This window comes from Thermocatellispora tengchongensis (assembly GCF_014202315.1).
Classification (GTDB): domain Bacteria; phylum Actinomycetota; class Actinomycetes; order Streptosporangiales; family Streptosporangiaceae; genus Thermocatellispora; species Thermocatellispora tengchongensis.
This window is the reverse complement of record NZ_JACHGN010000013.1, coordinates 246,159-266,734: the sequence shown is the minus strand read 5'-3', so window position 1 is coordinate 266,734 and position 20,576 is coordinate 246,159. Positions and strand designations below refer to the sequence as shown.

The window sequence follows — 20,576 nt, the reverse complement described above, 5'->3', positions numbered from 1 at the left end:
TCGGCAAGCTTTGCGCCAATACGAGCAGCCGCTGCTACTGTTGATTCACCGGGCGGACGACCGAATTGACGCTCGGATCGCCCACCAAGGGCACATCTGCTCTCCGCTCTTCCGCCCCGTTCCCAGTAGCCGGAGAAAATCCCCATGACGCTGCTTCCACCAGCCGCTGGTCCTGCCTCCCGCTCCGGCGTGCGCCGCTCTGGAGATGACTATCAGGATCTCATCGCCTGGGTGGCCGCCTTGCGGGTCATTCAGCCCGAGGGTGAGGTCACCCAGTTGGAGATGGAGATCAACGGTGCGGGGAATGTCGATGACGTGATCCTGCGCCGGCCGGCGCTCGGTGACCGGTTCGGCCAGGTGAAATGGGCAACGAACACAGCGCTCACCGTTGACGAGACCTTTATGACGGCACAGACAGGGAGAGGTACATCGCTGCTACAGAAGCTTTACGGGAGCTTTTGGCAGCTCCATGACCCTGACCGGCCTCCGATTCTCGAACTCATGACGAACCGCGGTCTCGATCCCGCACATCCGCTTCTCGGGCATGTCGACGGGCGGACAGATCTTCTTGTTCCCTACGCCGCTGACGCTCCATTGAACAGTGCCGCCGGCGTACAACTTCAGAAGTGGGGGGAGCACGTCGGAGGCGACCGCGAGCGCCTGGTGGAAATGCTCGCGCATCTTGTGTTCCGTACCGGCCTGACCGTCAGCAGCGAGTGGGACCGCGCGAAGGCGTTGATGCTGGCGGCCGGGCTCAAGCACGGAGACGACGCGGTGCGGCGAGGACTTGGCGCCGTGGCGGGGTGGGTGCGTGGCGGGCGGCGGATCATCCGGCCCGGCGACGTACACCAGGTCATCGACCAACATGCTCTTCGAGCCGACGAGCCCCGGGCCGTCCTGCTCGTACAGGCGATCGACCGCGACCCTCAACAGGAGGATGCCACCGAGGTCCTTGACTGGGTGGGCCTGTATGAGGGGAACACGCCCGCGACTCGCTACCGCCCCCGGGAAGACTCCGACTGGCAGAGGATGGCCGACGAACTGGCTCAGGCGGCACAACGCCTCGAAGCCGCAGGGGAGCGAGACATCCTCGTACGCGGCAAATTGCGCCAGGCGACATTCTTCCTTGTCGGTGCCTACCTTCCAGCCGTCCGGGGAATGACCCTCAGCTACCTGCAGTATCAGCAACTATGGTCGACGAACGCGGCGAGGACCAGCGTCCCCGCCCTTGAACGTCGATACGTGTCGATCGACGCCGGGACAGACCTTGCCGTCGCGGTCGGTATCGCGACGGACCCCGCCAAAGCCGTCATCGGCTACACGCGAATGGCGAGGCTCCCCGTCAGTGAGGTGGTAATCCTCACTCCACGAGGCTCCGCCCACGACCAAGCAGTGGGCGGCGCGGGCGAAGCGGTGGCGTACGCGCAGATGACCCGCGATGCGGTCCGCGCTGAACTCGAACGCCGGCCACAGGTCGAGAGGCTGCACCTGTTCCTGGCGGGCCCTGGTGCTCTCGCCATGCTCCTGGGCCACCGCTGGAACCGGCTCCGGCCGACCATCGTTTACGAGCACCTTGGTACCGGACGGGATTACACCCCGGCATTCACTGTGGATGCCTGAGAGTGAGGGCGGAAATAGCGGCATCGAGGTCCTTCAGGAATCGCTGCCGGAGGAGACCGGATCAGTCCGGCCGCAGGTGCAATGGAGACGTACGATCAGACCGGAAAGCGACGTATTGATCTTGAATGTGCAGCAGACCTCCGGGGGCTCCTGCACTACTGGAGGTTCGCTGCAAAAGGCGGCTCGCCACGGCAGAGGAAGGGGCGCATGACCTGCGCCTTTACATTGGGGTCCTCATCGCCCCTACGAGGGGTCGCAACTCAGCCAGGCGCAGGATGCCGACCTGTGTGATGACGGGTCCTCATCGCCCCTACGAGGGGTCGCAACCCTGCGGAGGACCGTGGACGCCGGGCATGGACTCGTCCTCATCGCCCCTACGAGGGGTCGCAACCTGTCGGACTGCACGATGAGCCCATCACGCTCGAAGGTCCTCATCGCCCCTACGAGGGGTCGCAACGGCGCTGTGGCACGCCGGGAGACAGTTGAACCCTGACGTCCTCATCGCCCCTACGAGGGGTCGCAACCCGTAGATCACGTCCACGTCCCCCGGCAGATGGCCCGGGTCCTCATCGCCCCTACGAGGGGTCGCCAGTCAGGGCGCGGACACAAGATCCCGCCCGATCACCAAGATCAGGCGGGATCACGTCAACTTCAGTCCAGCCGTCTCAAGAACGGCCCTGGGTCATCGCCGCTGCGAGAGAGCGCATGCTCATCGCGTTGCGACTGCGCGGCCGCCGCCCCCACCCAAGAAACGCTACTGTCGAAGTCTCTCCACCAGTACTGGTGCAGTAACCAGATGCCGCGGGTGCCCGCGAACGACCAGACGGGGCAACGAAGACATCCGCCTTCCTCCGCGCTGTGAACGGTCACGGCGCGGAGGCATCAGTACGTCAGACATCAGCGATGATCACGTGTTGCAGCGGTCGGCCACCCAATCCGAGTCCGCAGCTACTGTGAGGTGCACCAGGCGGCCGATGAGGTCATAGGCGGCGTCGTCGGGAATCAGTAGTTCGTAGGCCGTCCAGGAAACCAGGTCGGCAGCACCGGGGGGCGTAGGGCTGGAGATGTGTCCAAGCAGAGTTCGGTAGATACCGTGACCGTTCGACCTGGGATCGTGCGCCAGGAGATGAGCCAAGTCGCGTCGGGCCTCGGCGCGGGTTTCGGCCTGGGTGAAGAGGGACTCGGGGCTCACGACCGTGACGAGGTCCTGGCAGTACTGGCCCTGCTCCATGTGCAGGATCACGTTGGCGCGATAGAAGTCGGGACGAAGCTCAAGCAGCGCGGCCAAAGCGCCGCGCAGCTTCTGGTGGGCGGCAGCCGGGTCGAGGTTCAGACGGGTGAGAAGGTCGGGGGAGATGGCGTAGGGATCACAGCCGCCCCACCGCAGCCGGGTCACGGCATCGAGCAGGAGGGCGAACGCCGTCGGGTCGGCGCGCAGCGGTTCGGCCCAGGCCGACTGGATCAAGTCACGCTCGGGGCGGGCCGAGGCGCCCATGGCCACGGCTTCCGCGCGCCGTACGCGTGCCTCCAGGTTCTGTAGCGGGTGGTGGACGAGTTGGGCGCGCGCAGCTCGTACGCCGGCCGGTTCCGCGCTGCTCGGCCGCTGCCGAATCAGACGGGACGCTTCGTGGAGCGAGGTCGTGGCCGCCTCGGGAGCGGTGAGCCAGTCGACGATGACCTGAACTTCGCGGACGACCGTGCCCGTGCTCGTGCGCGGTATGTCTCCGTCCAGGGCCTTGCGCACCATGGTGAACTTGGCGAGGAGGTGATCGTCGACGTTCTCCTCGCAGTCGTCGCACAACCGTCCGCGATCGGTGCCGCTGCAGGTCCTGCCGTTGTGCCGCGCACGGCGAAGCGGCCCGCAGGCGGCGTCTCGTAGAGCAGGGCGGATAAGCGCGTGGTACGCGTGGAAGGCGAGCGACTCGCTATTGGCGGCGACTGCGGCCAGAATCATGAGGTGCCCCTCCAAGGCATGACAGGAGGGCACGCCCGAGAGCGTGCCTTCATGGCATTGGCCTCGATGTCCGAGACCCTCAGAGGAGCGGGCCGATCCGCTCAAGCTCGTCGGCGCAGGCCGTTGAACGGTCCCAGAATGGCGGCAACGTCGTAGGGTGGTCAACCGCTTTTACCAAATGGCATCTCCTGGTCGTTCGCCCACTCAAGGGCGATAAGGACCGGTGACGGGTCTGACTGGTCATCGCGGGCATCGTGTTGCACCCCTTCCCGGGGGCGCTCGCGCCTGATCGACGACCCGCACAAGGACCCCGCCCTCTCAGGGGCGATGAGGACTGCGCCAGCCGGTTCAGGTCGGCCTGAATCGTCCGGTGGGTTGCGACCCCTCTCAGGGGCGATGAGGACTTCAGCTATTCGCAGCTCTCACAGAGGTACGTGAAGTTGCGACCCCTCTCAGGGGCGATGAGGACGGGCTCAGCTCGGAAGCGTTCGCCAGGTTCGCCCGCGGTTGCGACCCCTCTCAGGGGCGATGAGGACGCTCACCCGCCTCGGCGGCCTCGGAGTGGGTTAAGTTGCGACCCCTCTCAGGGGCGATGAGGACCTCATGATCCGCGGCTGGATGGATGCGCTGTCGCGGGGTTGCGACCCCTCTCAGGGGCGATGAGGACCCGCTCGGTCTCGCGCTGCTGCGGCGTCGCCGGTGCGTGTTGCGACCCCTCTCAGGGGTGATGAGGACCTTGGCGAGTACCTGCGTACCGTTCCGGTGGCCGTGTTGCGACCCCTCTCAGGGGCGATGAGGACCCAACGGTAAAGACGCAGGTCAAAGGGCCCTTCCCATGGCTCTGGAGAAGGGATTTTGCAGTGAACCTCCAGTAGTGCAGAAACCCCGGGAGGTTTGCTGCAAAAACCATGATCCATCTGGCTCTCACCCGCCGCCCGACAGCCTGGCGATGACCTCTCCGTACTGCTTTACAAGGACATCGTCCCCCTCCCCCGGCCCGCCCAACTCCACCATGGCCTGTGCCAGCAGCTCCCGTACATCGTGCCGCTCTGGTCGCCATATGCCGCGCCGGTATCTGTCCAAGGCATGTCCCTGGACCGTGTCGTTCGCCATCCTGCCGAGGGTCTTCAACACCGGACACGCCTTCTGAAGCCGCGTCCACACGTGCCAGGGAAAGAGAGCCGGCCGGAGAGCCTCCACGGCGAGGTACGCCATGGGGATCAGATGTCTCTCGCCGACGTCACGGATGAGGCGTAGGCGACGTCTCGCATGGCGGATGCGATCCGCTTCGCGCCAGTCCCTGCCGGCGGGGCCGTACAGGTCGGACTCCAGGCGTTTCAGGCGCGGCAGCACCTCGCGCGGGGGTTCTGACATGCGCTCGACGAGCCGCCGGGCCGTGCGCAGGTCGAGCCGGCGTACGGCGCTCACCGCGAGGGCCGTGAGCATGTGGTCGGCGCCGAGGCCGGCGAGGACGGGGGCGCCGCCGCGTAGTTCCGGCAGGCCGTCGGGGCGGCGGGTGAGTTCGGTGATCCGCAGAGGGCAGGCGGCGGTGAGTGACCATTCGACTCCGGCCGAGATCATGCCGTAGTTGGTCATGGGCGGTCCGGGGTTGAGGACCAGGACGAGTTCGTCGATGTCGCGCAGGCTGCCCGAGTCTCGGCGGCCGGTGGGCGGGGCCTCGGCGGCGAGGGCCGTGGTGACGCTGTCGCGTACGGCGAGAAGGTCGCCGGTGACGCCGCCGATCACGCGCACGTCGGCCGTGGCGTCGGTGTCGCGGGTGGCCCAATGGGACAGGCGATGCGCCCGGTCCTGGGTTTCGGGGCTGGCCAGCAGGCGCAGCTTGAGCGCGCCGGGCCGGAGGAGGTGTTGTTGCCGTCTGCGCAGGTCGGTGATGACGGCGAGTATGGCGCGGTGGTCTTCCCCGTCCCTGCCGTCGCGGTCCAGGCCGACGGCCATGAGGGCCAGGACGTCACCGCTCCCCAGCACTGGCCAGCATGTTCTGCCGGTGCCGGTGACCAGGTTGACGGTGTGGTCGTCCTTCTCCCAGCGGTCGGCTGCGGCCAGGAGGACCGGGGGCAGTGGGCCGGGCTCGGCTGGGTCGGGTTTGAGGTGCGCCTGATGGGTGGCCGCCTCGCGATAGAGGTCGACGAGGGCGTTGTCTCTCAGCATCGCGACCGCTGCGCTCTCGTGGTCGCCGCGTGTCTCGCGGCTCGCAGTGCGGATCTTGCCGGCGAGGCCACCTTGATCGCTGTTCCGGTCGCCGAGGACGTCGATGAGGTCGGCGATCAGGTCCCGGTTTCTGGGAGACAGAAGCGTCTCCTCGTTGTTGAAGAACTTGTGGAGCTGGTGGGCGAACCAGGCGCGCAGCAGGCCGTGGTCGGCGGCTTCGCCGCGGCCGAGCCTCTCGAAGAGCGCGGCTTGAGCGATAGGCCAGGGCTTGGTGAACCTTTCGATCTCGATGCCGGGCAGGCGGTCAGGTCTGGAGGTAAGGGCGGCGGCCCTGTCGATGTTGCCTGCCTGACGGGCGGCGAGGAGCTCCCACAGGGGCGCGTGGTCTGGGTCGATCTCGGCGAGCGCGTCCCAGAAGCGGTGGCGGAGCAGCCAGGACTCCAGGTACGTGTCCATGCCACGGGCAGGGCCGAGCGTGTACGACCGCTCCGCACCGGCGATGTCGAGAATCCGGGCGGAACGGCGGGACTCCAGCGCCGCGCACAGCGCGCCCGCGCTCAGGGCGTACGCCCCCGACCCGCACGTCACCAGGATGTCGTCGGGGGTCCGGCCGTCGAGCCATCGGCGCAGGGCGTCCGTGGTGTGGCTCAGGGTGGGCCCCTGGACCGGGACGACCGCGACCGCGCCCGGCTCGAAACGGGCCCCGAACAGGCCGTTCGGGGAGACGAGCCGGGCGCGGATCTCCTCGGCGTGCTCGGCGAAGGACCTGCCCGCGGGCCCGCCGGGGGTGGTCGTGCCGAGCAGCGCGATGAGGGAGACCGGGAGCTTGGCGGCGGCCAGGCCCGCGAGGACCTTGCGCAGCGGGCGGAGGTCGGTGCCCGTCGCCTGCGGGTCGCCGTCGATGTCGACGGGCGCGCCGGTCCAGTCGCGCGCACCCGCCAGGCCGAGGTCGCCGCCACCGACCGCGTGCACGAGCAGGGTGCCCTCCGTTTTGTCCGCCATGGAGGCTCCTTGGGGAGAATGGGGAGCGACCTCGATGACCATGACGGTAACGCATGACTCTGCCACCATGCAGGAAATACGCGGACGATTAGCCTTTTCTCCGATTATTTCCGTTTTTCCCGCCACTCTTTGGGCCCTTGCTCTTTTCCGGCGGTGGCTCGGGGAACACGACCAGTGGATGGCTGCGGTCCGTCGCTGCCGGGAGCGAGCGGCGCGTGCCTTTAGGGGCGTCCTGTCCGGTTCTTTCGTTCTGGGTGAACCACTCGAAGTTCCTGCCACGAGGATCGGGTGGTGCGGGGGCATTCGGGGACAGCTTGTTGCCCAGCACCCGGGGATAGTGCACGGGAATGTTCGGATCACCTGAGGTGACCACCTGAAAGGCGTCCCGGATCGCGCCGAGTGAGGGCGAGTTCTCCACTATCTGGTCGAACATGTCCCCGGCCGACTGCAATACCTTGTGCCCGTCTGTTTCGGGCAGTGTGCCGGAGAGCGTGCGGTAGTAGGCGACGTAGTCGGCTGCGGAGTGCAGCGTTGTGCGTGAGGGATCGATGGCGAGACGTACGCTGCCGAACCCGAGCGGGCGGCCCAGGCCGAGCCGGTGGAAGTGCCCGTCGGGCAGGGTGAGCAGCCAGGCGAGCGCGCCCAGTTCGATGTCGTCCAGGTCGCGTACGTCGATGGTGAAGCGGAAGGTGGTGCCGGGCTTGACCCATCCTGTGATGGAGCGGTTCTGCTTGTCCCGTTGATCCTGGCCGTTGGTGGCGTAGCGGCGGCCGTCGCGCGTGGACGTTCCTTGATCGTCCACTGGTTCGTGGGGGCGCAGGTACTCGCGGAAGCGGTTGCCGGGCAGGAGTTCCTGCGCCGGGTCGCCACCTCCGCGTCGGCTCGGATCCCAGTGCCGCTTGGCGTCCAGGCCGGCGTGGTGCCAGTACGCCTTACGCCCGCGCAGGCCGCGGTCGTGACGGTAAAGGTCCCCTTTGGCCGTCCTGTCCGGGATGGGCAGGTCGGGACGGTGCTTGCTAGCGGCAAGGTAGAAGCGTCCTTGCTGCGGTTTCGGCTGCCCCAGGATCGCCAGCGGCAGTCCATCGCCGTCGAACCGGCGCACCGCGGTGTCAGCGTCGTCGTCGCAGATCACGGGGCCGATTCGCAGCCGTCCCTTGTACGCGGCGGGGCGTACGCCACTGGCCTCGGGAGCGACCCAGCCGAATACCCGGTCCGCCGGGGAGAGTTCCCCGAGGCAAGCCGCTGGAGCGATGCTCGGATCGAGCATCTCGGCAGGGGACACGGGAGAGAGGTCACGGGGGACCAGCACCGGATAAAGCCGTGACACTTTTGTGGATTCCGGCTCGCGGTAGGCATAACACAAGGTCCCCTCGGCGAGATCGGGCCAGCTCTCGCTGGTCTCGGCCGAGCAGCGCAGGGCGTTCCAGTGGGCCAACAGGTCGTCCCACGTGTCGGCCGGATGAAGCACCTTCGGCTCCTGGCCGGGTTCTGTGAAGAACAACCGCTCGTAGCGCTTGCCGTCAATGTTCCGGCCGGTGACACAGAACGTGCCGTTGACAAGGCGTTCCCGACCGCGCAGCCGCAGGTTGCGCATTCTGCCTTCGGGAACGAAGCGAACGACTTCAGGGATGCCCTTCCCCCCGCTGATCACGGCATGGACCTTCTGGCCGTGCCGGGGCACCGGCATTCCGTTTTTCGGGTAGAGTCCGCGGCCGGTCTTGTCGTACATCTTGATGACCGCCTGCTCGAACGCCTGAACCGTTTTGTCGGCCAGCACCTGGACCGGGATCAGCTTGTTGGCGAAGTCTGGGGAATGACGGAAAGCGAGCGGGCGATCATGGCCGGTGAAGACGCCGAAACGGGAGTTGGTGATCGCCTCGTACGCGGCGCGCAGCATGCCCTTGACTGAGGTCGCGGCCAGGTACGGGCGGCCGTCGCGGAGACGCACCGGGTACACCTTGTGGTCACTGCCCTCCGCGCGGGACGGGTCGAGGACGAGCAAGGGCGTCTCGACGGTGAGGGTGACGCCGATCCGCCCGGTCCAGCCCTTGCGCAGGCGCTCCTGGCCGTCCGGAGCGCGGTCCTCGAACCCGTCAGGCAGGCCGGATCGGGGGAAGGCCGGGATGAACGTGTACGGATTGAGGAATGGCTCTCCGGTCGGCATCACGCCGCTCCTTCCGGGCGGTAGGGCTCGAAACCGATCAGGCGTTCTTCGGCGACGTAGGCGTTTCCGTGCTCGGGTTCCACGGCGACGTACTCGCGGGCGGCGAGTCGCACCCGGCTCTGTCCCGTGGCCGCGGGCACGGCGATGGTCGGCACCCGGTTGGAGCGCAGCGCCGTCCAGCCTGGAGTTCCGCGCGTCGCCTCACCCCACACGAGATAGCGGTGGTCCAGTACGTCGATCGCCGCCAGCGCGTCCAGTCGTTCGGGGAACGACGGCGGCAGCAGGCTCTCGTCCTCGGTCAGCAGGACGGCGTAGCCGCGCTCCACCCAGCGCAGTTCCCTGTCGGGGGTGAAGACCCGCGCCTCGTAGACGGCCCTCAGGTCCACGGGGCCGTCCGGGGTCATGCAGTCGCGGCCCTCCACCCGGGCCACGTGGTAGGCGGAGGGGGCGGTCAGCAGGGCGCAACCGCCGTCCATGGCCGCGGCCTCGATCGCGTCGGCGAGTGCGCGGCCCTCGGCCGCCGCGCCGTACAGGACGGTCGTCATGACACCTCCAGGGCCAGGTAGCGTTCCCAGGCTTGGGCGATCGGGGCGATCTGCGGGCTGCCGAGCGCCTCCGGCAGCGAGATCGGGTCGGGCCAGGCGCCGCCGGTGAGGGTGATGGCGCTCACCTCCAGGTCGCCGAAGCCGCGGTTGGTGGCGGCACCGAGGGGGAGGCGGCCGTCGGCGAGGTCGCGAAGCGTCAGCAGGAGCAGCGCGAGCGGGGCGTGCCTGGCGTCGTCGTCGCCGAGCCGGGTCAGGTCGAGGGAGAGCCGAATGGGCTCCCACTCCACGGCGTGCGGTTCCAGGACGCTGAACAGCCGTCCGTCCGCGGCTCCGCCGGTCCAGCGGTCCAGCGCAACGTGGTCGGAACGGGACATGCCCAGGTCCTCCAGCCGGTCGCGTACGGACTCCGGGTACTCGCCGGTCGTAGACGGTTCGGTGTCGGCGCCGGTGACCGATCGCCACAGGTCGTCGGGGATGGTCGCGGTGGAGGTGCACTCCTCGGCGCGGAGCGCGCCCGCGCGCCGGTCGGCGCTGTCGTCGCGGGCGGCGCCGAACAGGGCGCGTACGGCGGGCAACTGGTCGAGCTGGGCGCGGAAGGCCGCGCTGTACGCGCCCGCTGAGCCGTTCACTACAGGGGTGTCCACGTCGAGGCCGCGGGCGGTGCGTTCGATGAACTCGGCGTGGGCGCGCAGCGCGCCCTTGATGGACGCGCCGGGCAGGGCCAGGGTGAGGTGCCTGCGACCGATCCGGGTGGTCAGCGGCAGCGTGTCCACGACCAGGCCCCGAGTGCCGGAGCGGACCATGACCGGGGCCCGTGGCGTCCAGGCGATGCGGATGTCGAGCACGTCCCGCCGCTGGGGCAGGCCGGCGGCCCCGGCCCGCAGCGAGGCGAGGGTGCGGACGCGCGAGGGGTCGTTGCGCAGGACGGCCAGCAGTCCCTCGGGGGAGTCGAAGCGGTCCACGACGATTTCGAGGGGGTGGTCCAGCAGGCGGACGGCGCCGAGTCCGCGGCTGGTGGCGGCCCCGAGGCGGACGTCGCCGTCGGCCAGGGCGGTGAGGAAGGCGCCCATGCGGGCCTCGTCGGCGCTCGCGTCGCCGTCGGACTCGATGTCGATCTCCAGCCTGATGTGGCAGCCCGCCGGGACGACGGCCCGGCTGTAGAGGAACTCGGTGGCGGCGGTGCCGGTGAAGCGGTCGATGCCCACCGACGGCCGGTCCTCCAGCGGCGGGGGCGGCGATTCCGGCCTGGGGTCGGCGGTGATCAGGCCGTCGGCGACGATGACCCGGCTGGCGTGCCCGTCGCCGGGCTCCTCGTCGCGCGGGATGAAGCCCCACAGGTGGTCCAGGTCCCTCGTCTCGGTGTCGCGGCCGAGTGACCAGGCGCGCAGGACGCCGGCGAGGGAGGTGCCGGGGACGTAGAGGCGGCCCTGGCCGTCCACCGCGATCGGCAGCGGCTCGGACGGATCGTGGCCCAGGCCGCCGACGTGCAGCGGCGATTCCGTACGCAGCCAGCCCCGGGCGCGGACCCTGCTGGTCATGCGGCGGCCGACCCTGGCGGTCATCGAGCGCTCCCTTCCCGTTCGAGGTTGGCGGCCTTGGCCCGAGTGTGGGCCGACAGGCAGGCCTCCACGAGTACGCGGATGGCCTCGTCGCGCAGTTCCCGGCGCAGCACGGGGATGCCGTCGGATGTCAGCACGAGGTCCTGTTCCTGAAGCCCGAGCAGGTCCCAGATGCGGTCCGGGCTGGTCAGGAGGTGCTTGAGCTGATCAACCGCCTCCGGGGGCCACTCCCGGCGGCCCGCCTTGGTTCTGGTGAGCCAGGCCAGCCGGCTTTCCGCGCGGCCCTCGGCCAGGTCGGCGATCACCTCGCGCAGCGCGTTGAGCTGCGTGCTGGGCACCTCCCGGTGCAGCACCTTCTCGCGCTCGGCCTGCCGGCCGCGGATGCGTTCGCTCGCCCGGTGGATCTCCGCCCGCCACGCGGCCCGCTCGAAGACCCGGGCGGTGGCGTGCCCCTCGGCGTCCGGTGCCAGCAGTTCCGGCGGCTGCGGGCCAGAGGTGTGCGGCGGGGCCGGGGCCTCGGCGACCGGGCGTACCAGGAGGGGGTGGTCCAGCTCGACCTGGCCGAACCCCTCCGCGCGGCGCTCGCCCACGCCTGCGGCGCGTACCTCGGCCAGGGCCTCGGCCGGGATCGGGCCGCCGTCGACCTCGAAGGTGAGGCAGCTTCCGGCGGCGAGGCCGTAGAGGGTGGCGCGGGGCAGGCCCCAGCCGCGGTGCCAGCTCTCGGTGCGGTGCGCGGCCAGCGCGGCGCCGGGCCGGGGCGTCAGCCGTACACCCTCGGCACCCGCACTGGCCAGGGCCTGTTCCAGGGCGCGGGCGACGTCGGCGGGGTCGGTGCTGGGCCGCAGCCGCCGGTCGCGGACGAGCAGGTCCGACAGCAGCCACACTCGAAGCAGCCCCGCCACTGCCTGGTCGCGGCCGGGCTCGGCGGCTTGGCGGTGCACCTGGACGCGGACCTTGCCGTAGTCGTCCTTGGAGGAGCGGCCGACCCGCCAAGATCCGGCGAGCTTGTCCTCCCAGCCGGGGGCGAGGCGTCCGGCACGTACGCGCGCCTCCGCGCGCAGCACGGTCGTGGCGGCGAGCGCGCGGTAGATGTAGACGCCGCCGATGTCCCGGGCGGGACGCTGGATGTCGTCTCTGATGGTGTTGTGCATGCGCACCGTGGTGTCCGGCGAGACGGTCGCGTAGGCGTCCTCGCCGTCCGGGACGACGTACCCCTCCTTGTACGTCTTGCCGCCGGCAGGTCCGTCGAGCAGCCGGTTGCCGGTCACCACCTCGGGCCGGCCCTTCTCGTGCGTGAGCACCCGGGGAACCGGCAGCGTCGCGGTGCCGCGCGGCGACCGCGGGAGGGCGGCGGTGACCACCAGATCCCCGCTCCGCACCAGGGCGTGGGCGGCGCCGCCGAGCCGGCGCACCACCTCCGGCATCAGGCACCAGCCCGGGATGTGCTTCTCGCCTTCGACGAGGTTGCCCTGGACGGTGGCCGCGGCCAGCACCGGCTCCTCGACGGTGATCACCAGTTCGGCCCGTTCCCATCCCGGCCCCTCCCCCGCCGGCGCGGTGGCCTTTTCGGGCACGGCGTACGGCGCGGCCACTGGGGGCGGCGGGACATCGCGTAGCGCCGGTGACGTCCACTCCGGGGCCAGGCCGGGCCCGGTGACCGTCATCCGGCACCGGCCCGCGCCGCGTCGCCGCTTGCCGCCGATCGTCTCCAGCAGCCGCGCGCCCGCGCCGAGCAGCGCCATGGCCGCCGCCTGCTGCCCCGGGTCGAGCGTGCCGAACCCCTTGATCCGGCCGGAGCCGACAAGCGTGGCTCCGCCGCGTGCCATCTCCTCAAAGCGCAGCTTGTCCGGCTCGGCGGTGCCGGTCTCCGGGTTGATCGCGACGCCGGGCTTGCGGAAGGTCGCCGCCCAGGCCACCCGCGGCTTGGCCCGCAGCAGCGCCGCGAGCGTGCCCGGGAAGCGGAGCGGGCCGTCGAGCACCAGGGCCGCGGGACGGACCACCGTGGTGTCATCGGCGCGATACTGCCCGCCGAACAGGTGGTGCAGCCAGGCGTGCCAGACCCCACCGCCGTCGCCGCTGTCCAGCGCGTACGCCGCGACCTCGCACGAGTCCCGCCAGACGCCCACCAGCGTCTTGGCGGGCACGATCGGCGCGGCCGGCGACCCGGTCGTGCCGTCGGCGTCCCGCTGGACGAGCCGGTCGACGTATCCGTGCGCGCCGGTCCCGGTGCCGATGCGCCAGTCGCTGAGCATGTGCAGCGCGATCGTGAACTCCCCCGGCGTCGTCATCGCGCGGCCCCCTCACCGGCCAGGAACGGCAGCGCCGCCATCGCGTCGAGCAACCCCGTCACCTTCGTCCCGTCCTCGGCCCACACCAGGCCGCCATCGTCCTCGGTCAGCTCGGCCAGCGCCTGCGTACGCGCCTGGTCCCCTTCGAATCGGTGCCGCAGCGCCGTGACCCGCGAGGCCACCACCTTCTCCCCCAGGCACACGCCCTCGCGCAGGTCGTGCGCGGCGCCGCGCGGGATCAGCGGCCCTCCCGTCCCCGGCTCGTCCCGCGTCAGCGCGTTCACCCGCCGCTCCAGGTCGCTCCATCGCCGGTGCTCCGCGCGAGGATCGGCCGCGCCCCGGCCGACGATGTACGGTGAAGCGGACCCTGAAAGGTCCTCCACGATGGGCACCGCACCGCGAATGCGCTTGAGGTCGGGGGCGGCGCTCTCGTGCAGCACGGCGAACGCCAGCGCGGACGCCCACCCCTTGACCTGCTTCGCCTCCTGCTCGATGAGCTCCTCCGCGAGGTCGTAGGCGAAGTGGAAGGGATAGTTGCGCTTGACGATCGCCACCCCGGCGGCGGCGCCGATGCCGCCCGGCACGTACGCCGTGATCCGCTCGTCCTGAGCGGTCTCCTCCTCGAACGCCTCCAGGTAGCGACGCGTGAACGGCAGAGCCGCCTCCGCCTCGCACACCACCGTCAGATCGTCGCCCCCCACCACCAAGGGCAGGATGCGCGCGTTCGAGTCGTTGGCCTTCCGGAACGCCCGCTGCGCGCACTCGTTCAGCCCTGCGGACACATCGCGCAGCGCTTCGGCGTAGGCACTGTCATCCCGGCCCCGAGCCCACTCCCGCAGCCCGGTGAAGATCGCGCCGATGCCGTTGCCGTCCGCGTGCACCACCGCCACCCAGCCGGCCTCGAACCCCAGCCACTGGACCGTCCGCCGCATCTCCTCGCGTTCCTTCCCCGCGAGGTCGCCCATCCGGAGCAGCGCATCCTCGTGCGCGGCCAGCTTCGCCAGCGACACCGCCGACCTCGGCTGAGGCCGCTCCTCAGGCTTCCCCTTCGGGGGCGGCCCGCCCTCGCGGCGGATTTCGGCGGCGGGCAGGCCGGTGGAGGCACAGTCCTCCACGATGGGCAGCCGCAGGAACCGCGCCTGCGGCCCCGGCCGCGCCTCACGCACCGACGCCAGCCTGCTCTGCGCTTCCTGTACGGCCTCGGCCAGCCCGCCCTCGTCGTAGCGCACCACGATCCCGCACACATCCAGCCCCGGCGCGTACCTCAGGGCGCGCCGGGTCACCTCGGTCACCATCCGCCGCCCGTCCGCCACCTCCTTGACGAGCAGCACGATCTGCCCGGCACCGGCGACGAGCCGTTCGAAACGGTGCGTCTCACCACCGAAGGTCTCCTCCAGAGCCTCCTTAGCCCACGCGCCCTCGACCTTCACGATCAGCTCGGACGCGCCGACGATCTCCTGCCGCTTGTTGGAGGCGAAGATGTAGCGCTGATTTCCCGCCGTGCGGATCACGACGACGTACATGTCTCTCCTGCCTGCCTCTGATAGGGATGCGGAACCACCGCCACGGTGTGGCCGAACAGCCACCCCAGCGCGAACGCGACCGTGGCCGGGGCGGCGATGAACAACCGGGGGCGCAGCTCGCGGTACTGCGGCCGGACGGCCAGCCACGACCGCCACGCGGTGTAGACGTACCGGACCATCAACTCGAAGTCGGCGCTGTTCTCCGGGATGTTCGCCTGCCCCCCGTCGATGACGAGCGCGGCACGGCACCGCTCGAAACGCCCCCGCGCGTCACGGCACCCCTCCCCCGCCGCCCGCAGCGCCTGCGCCACCATCAGCGGGTTGTCGGCGAGGTGGACGACGATCGCGACCGCCTCGCCCTCGGGGGCCGGCTCGAACCCGGGTTCCTCCACGATGGTCGCGAAGGTGGCGGCGCGCGCGGCTTCGGCGCCGCTCAACGGCTCCTTCAACCGCCCGCTCAGCCGCACCGCCGGGAAGAAGTCGGAGGCCACACTCTCCGACCGCTGCGCCAGCACCGACCCGTCCGCGTCCACACCCAGGTACGGTGCGACGCCGCGCAGCTCCCGGTGCACGTTGAACTTGAACAGCGCGCCGAGATCATAGGCGTCGGGCAGGGCCGCGTTGACGTACAGCGACACCGGGGTGCTGGGATCGGACTCGGCCAGCTCGGTCAACCTCGCCGTCACCAGCTCGTACGCCAGCTCCAGCGCCTCCGTGCGCGCCTGTGGCCCCTCCGCGTCTATCGACCGGCGCACGGTGAAGCAGGAATCATGGTTCCGCCGCGCGTGATCGGCCGCCGCCTCCGCCCACTGCGGACTCCACGGCCTCCGCCACCCCTCTCGCGGCAGCGAGACGACGATCCCCACCCCCTTCGTGCGCTGCTGCCACAGATTGATCCCCGCGAACACCCCGGCCGCCGCCACACACAGCACGGTCAGAAACCACCGCTGATCGCCCCACCACCCCTTGATCACATCCGGCACCGTCCCCGCCGCGACGGCCGCCGCCACACCGGCCAACGCCGCCACCAACCACGCCGAGGCCCCCTCCCATAACCTCCGCCGCGCCCCACCCCGACTCCAGCCCATCTCCGCCCCTACGCCCGTTGTTTCCGCCTTCACCCACTACAGATGGACGAAGACATCGGCGCTGCTCAGCGGCATTGCGCCTTTCCCCGGGCGATGAGGAGGCACGTCCTGGCCGTCGGATGGGAGCTGCAATACACGTTGCGGCCCCTTCACAGGGGCGGTGAGGACCGACAACCCCACCATCAGCACCGGCGCATACGCCCTGTTGCGACCCCTCTCAGGGGCGATGAGGACTTGGCGCGGGCGTCCACGATCGCACGCACGGAGATGCTGTTGCGACCCCTCTCAGGGGCGATGAGGACCTCGACTGCCCCGGTACGGAATGGTTCGCGGGCAAGCCGTTGCGACCCCTCTCAGGGGCGATGAGGACTGCGCGACGACGAGCCCCACGTGCTCGTGCTGACCAGGTTGCGACCCCTCTCAGGGGCGATGAGGACGCTGGTCAGGCGCCGATCTCGATGACCTCGTAATGTTGCGACCCCTCTCAGGGGCGATGAGGACCCCACGGTAAAGGCGCAGGTCAGCACACCCTGCGAGACGTGCTTGAGACGCCATTTTGCAGTGAACCTCCGGTAGTGCAGAAACCCCGGGAGGTTCGCTGCAAAACCATGATCCATTTCTCCTCCAGGGAGGAGGCTTCCACCTCCGGTGAGAGTAACGCCATCTTCACCCCCTCTGCCAGGCACCACCTCCGCCCGATCCCCCGACAACCCCTCTCACCTGCCTAAACAACCCTCAGGAGCGTCCGCGAGGCCCGTCGTCCATCTGTAGTGGGTGGAAGGCGGGAACGAGATGGGAGGACATCATGCGGGTCCGCATCGAGGTGACGACCGCGGCTACCGAGCTGCCCTGGAAGAGCGTGCTGGCGCCCGGGCGGTCGCTGGCCTATGACGTGCTGGCGCGCGTCGCGCCCGAAGCCGGGAGGCTGTTCCACGGCTCCGGCTTCGGTCCGCACGGCATGGTGCCGCTCGGGCACGGCGCGCCGGTCTTCCCCAAGGCTTCGCGCCGCCGGGGAGCGTACGCCATCGGCGGTCGCGGTTGGGTGGAGATGGGCAGCCCTCTGTTCGAGGTCGCGGCCATCCTGCAGCAAGGCATCAAGGAGCGGGAGCTGCTGGACTGGGGCGGGGCCGCGTTCCGGATCCTCAAGGTGGCCATGGTGGAGCCGCCGGCGTTCGATACGGGCACCGCCCGCTTGCGTACCTGCACCCCCGTGGTGATGAAGGGCAGCGGCCGGGACGAGTCGGGGACGCGGACCACGCGGCAGGCGTGGCTGCTGCCCGCCGATCCGGAGTTCCCGGCGTACTTCCAGGGCAACCTGCGGCGGAAGGCCGAGACGCTGGGGCTGGACCCGGACGTCTCGTTGAGCCGGATCACCTGGGTCGGCGCGAAGCGGTCCTTCGCCGTGGGGCAGGGGCTGAAGCCCGGAGCGCCGATCGAGGTGGAGCTGACGGGCTCCCCCCAGACGCTGCAGGCGATCTGGAGCTGGGGGCTGGGCCAGGCCAACGCGGCGGGGTTCGGCTGGATCAGCGGGTGAGCGTGCGTACCGCGGCGGGCCCGGCGCCACACAGCGTGGCCGATGACGAGCAGTGCCGAGTGGTGCTGACCGCGCATCCGCTGCAGCGGATCGGCGCGTACGCGCTGGCGTTCCTCGGCAAGGCGGCCTCGCCGGCGGCGCTGCTCCCCGGCGCCTTCGAGCGGGCCGTGGAGCAGATGACCGCCGACGCCGTACGCGCGGCGCTCCAGCGCGACACCAAGGCCGATGACGGGTTCTGGCTGAAGTCGAGCCTGTCGTTCTTCCCGAACTCCAAGATGAACCACCCCAGCAACGCCAAGCGCACGGACGAGGAGATCCGCGACGCCGTACGCCAGTGGCGGCGAGCGCCGGAGGATCGGCCCGATGCGGCGTGTGTGCTGTGCGGGCGGCAGGCGGTGGGGTTCTACGGCAAGGTCGACGTCCCCTTGGCCGAGAGCGACCTGTACCGCAACACCACGCCGCGCGGGCACTTGGGCATGGCGCTGTGCCGGCCGTGCCTGTGCGGCTTCCACGCCCTGCCCTACGGCTGCCGCCTCACCGGCGGCCCCGCGATAGCCGTGCACAGCTGGGACGAGCGGTTCCTGGCGCGGACGCTGTCGCGGCAGGTGGAGCGTAACCGGCAGCTCATCGCCATCGGCAGGGCCGATCCGCGCGGCATCGCCTCCCGGGAGGTGCTCGCGTTGCAGGCGCTGCGCCATCACGAGGATCGGATGACGGCGGGCGTGGAGCTGCTGGTGTTCAGCAACAACAACCGGGGCCAGACGCTGGAGATCGAGTCGATGGACCAGCCGGTGGCCGAGTGGTTGCGCCGCTCGTCTCGCCCGCCGCGCCGTACCGGGTTCCCCGCGCTGCTGCGGGCCCACGCGACCCGGCACCAGCCCGGCATCGTCGCCCTGGCCCGTAACGCCTTCCGGGCACCGGAGCGGATCGCCGGAGCGTGCGCCCGCTACCTGACCGCGCACCTGGACCGGGGCGTGATCCGCGAGGAGACGGACGCCCTGGCCGAGCTGTGCCTGTCCTTCGTGACCGAGGTGATGCTGATGAACCAGAACGAAGTGGACGAGATCACGGCGGCCGGGGCGAAGGTGGCCGCCTGGCTGCACGCGGAGAACTCGGCCGGGCGGCTCCGGGCGTTCCACGCGACGTTGAAGGACCCGCCGCGGATGCGGCGCTGGCTGATGCGCCACAACATCGACACGCTGCTCGACCCGGCCGTGGAGAGCGAGAGCCCGCTCATCACCGAGCGGCAGTTCCGGCTGCTGTTCGACCCGGAGGTGGAGCAGGCGTGGTTCCACCGTCAGGTGCTGGCGGTGGCCGTGGTGCAGCGGCTGCACGAGCTGGGCTTCAGACCGGCGGACCGGGCCGAGGTCGCCGCCGCGATGGCGGAGGAGGACGCCGAGCATCCCGAGGACGCCGAGTTCGTCAAGGGCGAGGAGTGACGCGATGAGCTACCTGGTAGGGAAGATCGTCCTGGACGTGGTCGCCGGGGCGCCGAACAACGGGCTCGGGGAGGACAACCTCGCCCGGGTCAAGCAGATGCGGATCGGGCGGGACGTCCATCCGTACGTCTCGGCGCAGGCGTTCCGGCGCTGGGTACGCGACTCGTTGCCCGCCTCCGAGCCGGTCTCGCCGGTGGTGCGGGCGGGCAAGGCGAACAAGCAGCAGGCGTACACCCAAGGGCGTCCGGACCTCTACCTGGACGATGACCTGTTCGGCTACATGGTGGCGGTGAAGGGCGACAAGGCCAGGACGTGCCAGCGGGACACGGTGCTGTCCACGGGCACGTTCGTCTCGGTGGCGCCGCGCCCGCCCGCGCGGGACTGGGGCACGATGAGCCGCGGCTTCGGCGCCGGGGAGAACCCGGTGATCCACGAGCACGAGTTCTACAGCGCCGAGCTCGCGGGCGATGTGCTGCTGGACCTGCCGCGCGTCGGCGTCTTCGAGGTGGACGGCGCCGGGTTGAAGGTGGCGCTGCCGAAGCCGGCCGCCGAGCAGGCCCTGGCCGGCGGCGCGGAGGCGGTCACGTTCCGGGGATGCGCGGCGCTGCGGCTGGCGATGCCCGAACGCCGGCGCCGGGCGGCGCTGCTGTTGCGCACGCTGGCGGCGGTGCGGGGCGGGGCCAAGCAGGCGCTGCACTACGGCGACCGCGCCCCGGCGCTGGTGCTGCTCGCGCCGGTCAAGGGCGGCGTCAACCCGTTCACCCGGGTGATGGGCGTGCGCGCGGACCGGGTGCGCTTCGACGGCGGCGTGCTGCGGGCGGAGATCGAGGCGTGGGCCGATGAGCTGGACGGGCCGGTGCTGCTCGGCTGGGCGCCCGGCTTCCTGGGCGACCAGCGTGATCAGGTACGCGCGGAGCTGGCCGATCTGGTCTCGGCCGGGACGCTGGTGATCGGCCACCCGCGCGTCCTGCTCGGTGACCTGGCCGGGCAGATCGAGCGCGGCGAGCGCGACATCTGGTTCGAGGACCCCAAGGCATGAACGCCTTGGAGGTGACGGTCAGCGCGCCGATCGTCTCCTTCCGCAACCCGCTGTACGCGGCGGTGCAGGTGGCGCTGCCCTGCCCGCCCCCGGCCACGGTGGGCGGCATGCTGGCCGCCGCCGCGGGCGGATGGGGCGCGGTGAACCCGGGGCTGCGGTTCGCGATGGCGTTCCACGCCCGCGGCCAAGGGGTCGATCTGGAGACCTACCACCCGCTGGACGCGACCGGGAAGAAGGCCGAGGTGACGCCGCGGGACCGCGAGTTCCTGGCGGAAGCGACGCTCACGATCTGGCTGACCGAGGACCTGGAGGTGTGGCAGCGCCGGCTGCGCCGGCCGGTGTGGCCGCTGCGGCTGGGCCGCAGCCAGGACCTCGTACGCGTCACCACCCGGCGTGTCGTGCTGCGCCCCGGTCCCGGCCGCCAGGGCTCGGCACTCCTGCCCGAGGAGCACGCCCGCTCGCTCCCCGGCACGCTGCTGAGGTTGCCGACGGCGGTGTCGCCGGACCGCCGCCGTACCCGCTGGGACGGCTACCGCTTCGACCGCACCGGACGCAGCGAGGCCGCTGCCGACGCCGCCTGGAGTGACGAGCACGGCCGCGCGGTGGCGCTGCTTCCGCCCGTCCACCCATCGAGGGCGTTGCCGTGAACCTG

Annotated in this window: 13 protein-coding genes and 3 CRISPR repeat arrays; of the genes, 5 read left to right on the top strand and 8 right to left on the bottom strand. The window is 70.4% G+C overall.

Features of this window, described 5'->3' with window-relative positions; all coding sequences use genetic code 11:
• Nucleotides 1-144: 144 nt before the first annotated feature.
• Nucleotides 145-1,620, top strand: coding sequence for an SAVED domain-containing protein (locus HNP84_RS29085; RefSeq protein WP_185053124.1), 1,476 nt, complete (start codon nucleotides 145-147; stop codon nucleotides 1,618-1,620).
• Nucleotides 1,621-1,850: 230 nt separating this feature from the next.
• Nucleotides 1,851-2,212: a CRISPR direct-repeat array (repeat unit 30 nt; unit sequence GTCCTCATCGCCCCTACGAGGGGTCGCAAC).
• 315 nt (nucleotides 2,213-2,527) lie between these two features.
• On the opposite strand, the gene HNP84_RS29080 is transcribed toward HNP84_RS29085, so the two are convergent.
• From HNP84_RS29080 to HNP84_RS29045, 8 genes are all read right to left on the bottom strand, one after another.
• The gene (locus tag HNP84_RS29080) at nucleotides 2,528-3,574 is read right to left on the bottom strand and encodes a hypothetical protein (protein ID WP_185053123.1); all 1,047 of its coding nucleotides are present in this window, start codon (nucleotides 3,572-3,574) and stop codon (nucleotides 2,528-2,530) included.
• Nucleotides 3,575-3,879: 305 nt separating this feature from the next.
• Nucleotides 3,880-4,374: direct repeats of the CRISPR family, unit length 30 nt; unit sequence GTTGCGACCCCTCTCAGGGGCGATGAGGAC.
• A gap of 124 nt (nucleotides 4,375-4,498) precedes the next feature.
• Nucleotides 4,499-6,745 (bottom strand): hypothetical protein, encoded by a 2,247-nt coding sequence (locus HNP84_RS29075; RefSeq protein WP_185053122.1) that lies wholly within the window; start codon nucleotides 6,743-6,745, stop codon nucleotides 4,499-4,501.
• A gap of 88 nt (nucleotides 6,746-6,833) precedes the next feature.
• The gene (locus tag HNP84_RS29070) at nucleotides 6,834-8,909 is read right to left on the bottom strand and encodes a TIGR03986 family type III CRISPR-associated RAMP protein (RefSeq protein ID WP_185053121.1); all 2,076 of its coding nucleotides are present in this window, start codon (nucleotides 8,907-8,909) and stop codon (nucleotides 6,834-6,836) included.
• A complete protein-coding gene (gene csx19, locus HNP84_RS29065) occupies nucleotides 8,909-9,454 on the bottom strand; it encodes a type III-D CRISPR-associated protein Csx19 (RefSeq protein ID WP_185053120.1) in 546 nt (181 codons plus the stop codon). Before csx19 ends, HNP84_RS29070 begins: the two co-directional genes overlap by 1 nt.
• Nucleotides 9,451-11,016: an RAMP superfamily CRISPR-associated protein gene (locus HNP84_RS29060; protein WP_185053119.1), complete on the bottom strand. Its 1,566-nt coding sequence runs from the start codon at nucleotides 11,014-11,016 to the stop codon at nucleotides 9,451-9,453. Before HNP84_RS29060 ends, csx19 begins: the two co-directional genes overlap by 4 nt.
• Entirely contained in the window at nucleotides 11,013-13,301 is a 2,289-nt protein-coding gene (locus HNP84_RS29055; protein ID WP_185053118.1) for an RAMP superfamily CRISPR-associated protein, read from the bottom strand. Before HNP84_RS29055 ends, HNP84_RS29060 begins: the two co-directional genes overlap by 4 nt.
• Nucleotides 13,298-14,824, bottom strand: a complete 1,527-nt coding sequence (locus tag HNP84_RS29050) for a Cas10/Cmr2 second palm domain-containing protein (RefSeq protein WP_185053117.1) — start codon at nucleotides 14,822-14,824, stop codon at nucleotides 13,298-13,300. Before HNP84_RS29050 ends, HNP84_RS29055 begins: the two co-directional genes overlap by 4 nt.
• A complete protein-coding gene (locus tag HNP84_RS29045) occupies nucleotides 14,809-15,843 on the bottom strand; it encodes a hypothetical protein (RefSeq protein ID WP_185053116.1) in 1,035 nt (344 codons plus the stop codon). The genes HNP84_RS29050 and HNP84_RS29045 overlap by 16 nt, the downstream gene beginning before the upstream one ends.
• Nucleotides 15,844-16,116: 273 nt before the next feature.
• Nucleotides 16,117-16,413: a CRISPR direct-repeat array (repeat unit 30 nt; unit sequence GTTGCGACCCCTCTCAGGGGCGATGAGGAC).
• A gap of 304 nt (nucleotides 16,414-16,717) precedes the next feature.
• On the opposite strand from HNP84_RS29045, the gene HNP84_RS29040 reads away from it, so the two are divergent.
• From HNP84_RS29040 to cas5, 4 genes are read left to right on the top strand one after another with little or no spacing between them, the layout of a single operon-like run.
• Nucleotides 16,718-17,446 carry a CRISPR-associated endoribonuclease Cas6 gene (locus HNP84_RS29040; protein WP_185053115.1) on the top strand — a complete coding sequence of 243 codons (729 nt, stop codon included), beginning with the start codon at nucleotides 16,718-16,720 and terminating at the stop codon, nucleotides 17,444-17,446.
• Nucleotides 17,443-18,885: a hypothetical protein gene (locus HNP84_RS29035; protein ID WP_221336877.1), complete on the top strand. Its 1,443-nt coding sequence runs from the start codon at nucleotides 17,443-17,445 to the stop codon at nucleotides 18,883-18,885. Before HNP84_RS29040 ends, HNP84_RS29035 begins: the two co-directional genes overlap by 4 nt.
• 4 nt (nucleotides 18,886-18,889) lie before the next feature.
• Nucleotides 18,890-19,924 (top strand): type I-B CRISPR-associated protein Cas7/Cst2/DevR, encoded by a 1,035-nt coding sequence (gene cas7i, locus HNP84_RS29030; protein WP_185053114.1) that lies wholly within the window; start codon nucleotides 18,890-18,892, stop codon nucleotides 19,922-19,924.
• Entirely contained in the window at nucleotides 19,921-20,571 is a 651-nt protein-coding gene (cas5, locus tag HNP84_RS29025; protein WP_185053113.1) for a CRISPR-associated protein Cas5, read from the top strand. The genes cas7i and cas5 overlap by 4 nt, the downstream gene beginning before the upstream one ends.
• Nucleotides 20,572-20,576 lie beyond the last annotated feature (5 nt).

Coding starts and splice junctions, on each gene's coding strand:
- HNP84_RS29040 (WP_185053115.1), top strand. CDS start 16,718: ATGCGGGTCCGCATCGAGGTGACGACCGCGGCTACCGAGCTGCCCTGG.
- HNP84_RS29055 (WP_185053118.1), bottom strand. CDS start 13,301: ATGACGACGCCGGGGGAGTTCACGATCGCGCTGCACATGCTCAGCGAC.
- HNP84_RS29075 (WP_185053122.1), bottom strand. CDS start 6,745: ATGGCGGACAAAACGGAGGGCACCCTGCTCGTGCACGCGGTCGGTGGC.
- cas7i (WP_185053114.1), top strand. CDS start 18,890: ATGAGCTACCTGGTAGGGAAGATCGTCCTGGACGTGGTCGCCGGGGCG.
- HNP84_RS29050 (WP_185053117.1), bottom strand. CDS start 14,824: ATGTACGTCGTCGTGATCCGCACGGCGGGAAATCAGCGCTACATCTTC.
- csx19 (WP_185053120.1), bottom strand. CDS start 9,454: ATGACGACCGTCCTGTACGGCGCGGCGGCCGAGGGCCGCGCACTCGCC.
- cas5 (WP_185053113.1), top strand. CDS start 19,921: ATGAACGCCTTGGAGGTGACGGTCAGCGCGCCGATCGTCTCCTTCCGC.
- HNP84_RS29085 (WP_185053124.1), top strand. CDS start 145: ATGACGCTGCTTCCACCAGCCGCTGGTCCTGCCTCCCGCTCCGGCGTG.
- HNP84_RS29060 (WP_185053119.1), bottom strand. CDS start 11,016: ATGACCGCCAGGGTCGGCCGCCGCATGACCAGCAGGGTCCGCGCCCGG.
- HNP84_RS29080 (WP_185053123.1), bottom strand. CDS start 3,574: ATGATTCTGGCCGCAGTCGCCGCCAATAGCGAGTCGCTCGCCTTCCAC.
- HNP84_RS29070 (WP_185053121.1), bottom strand. CDS start 8,909: ATGCCGACCGGAGAGCCATTCCTCAATCCGTACACGTTCATCCCGGCC.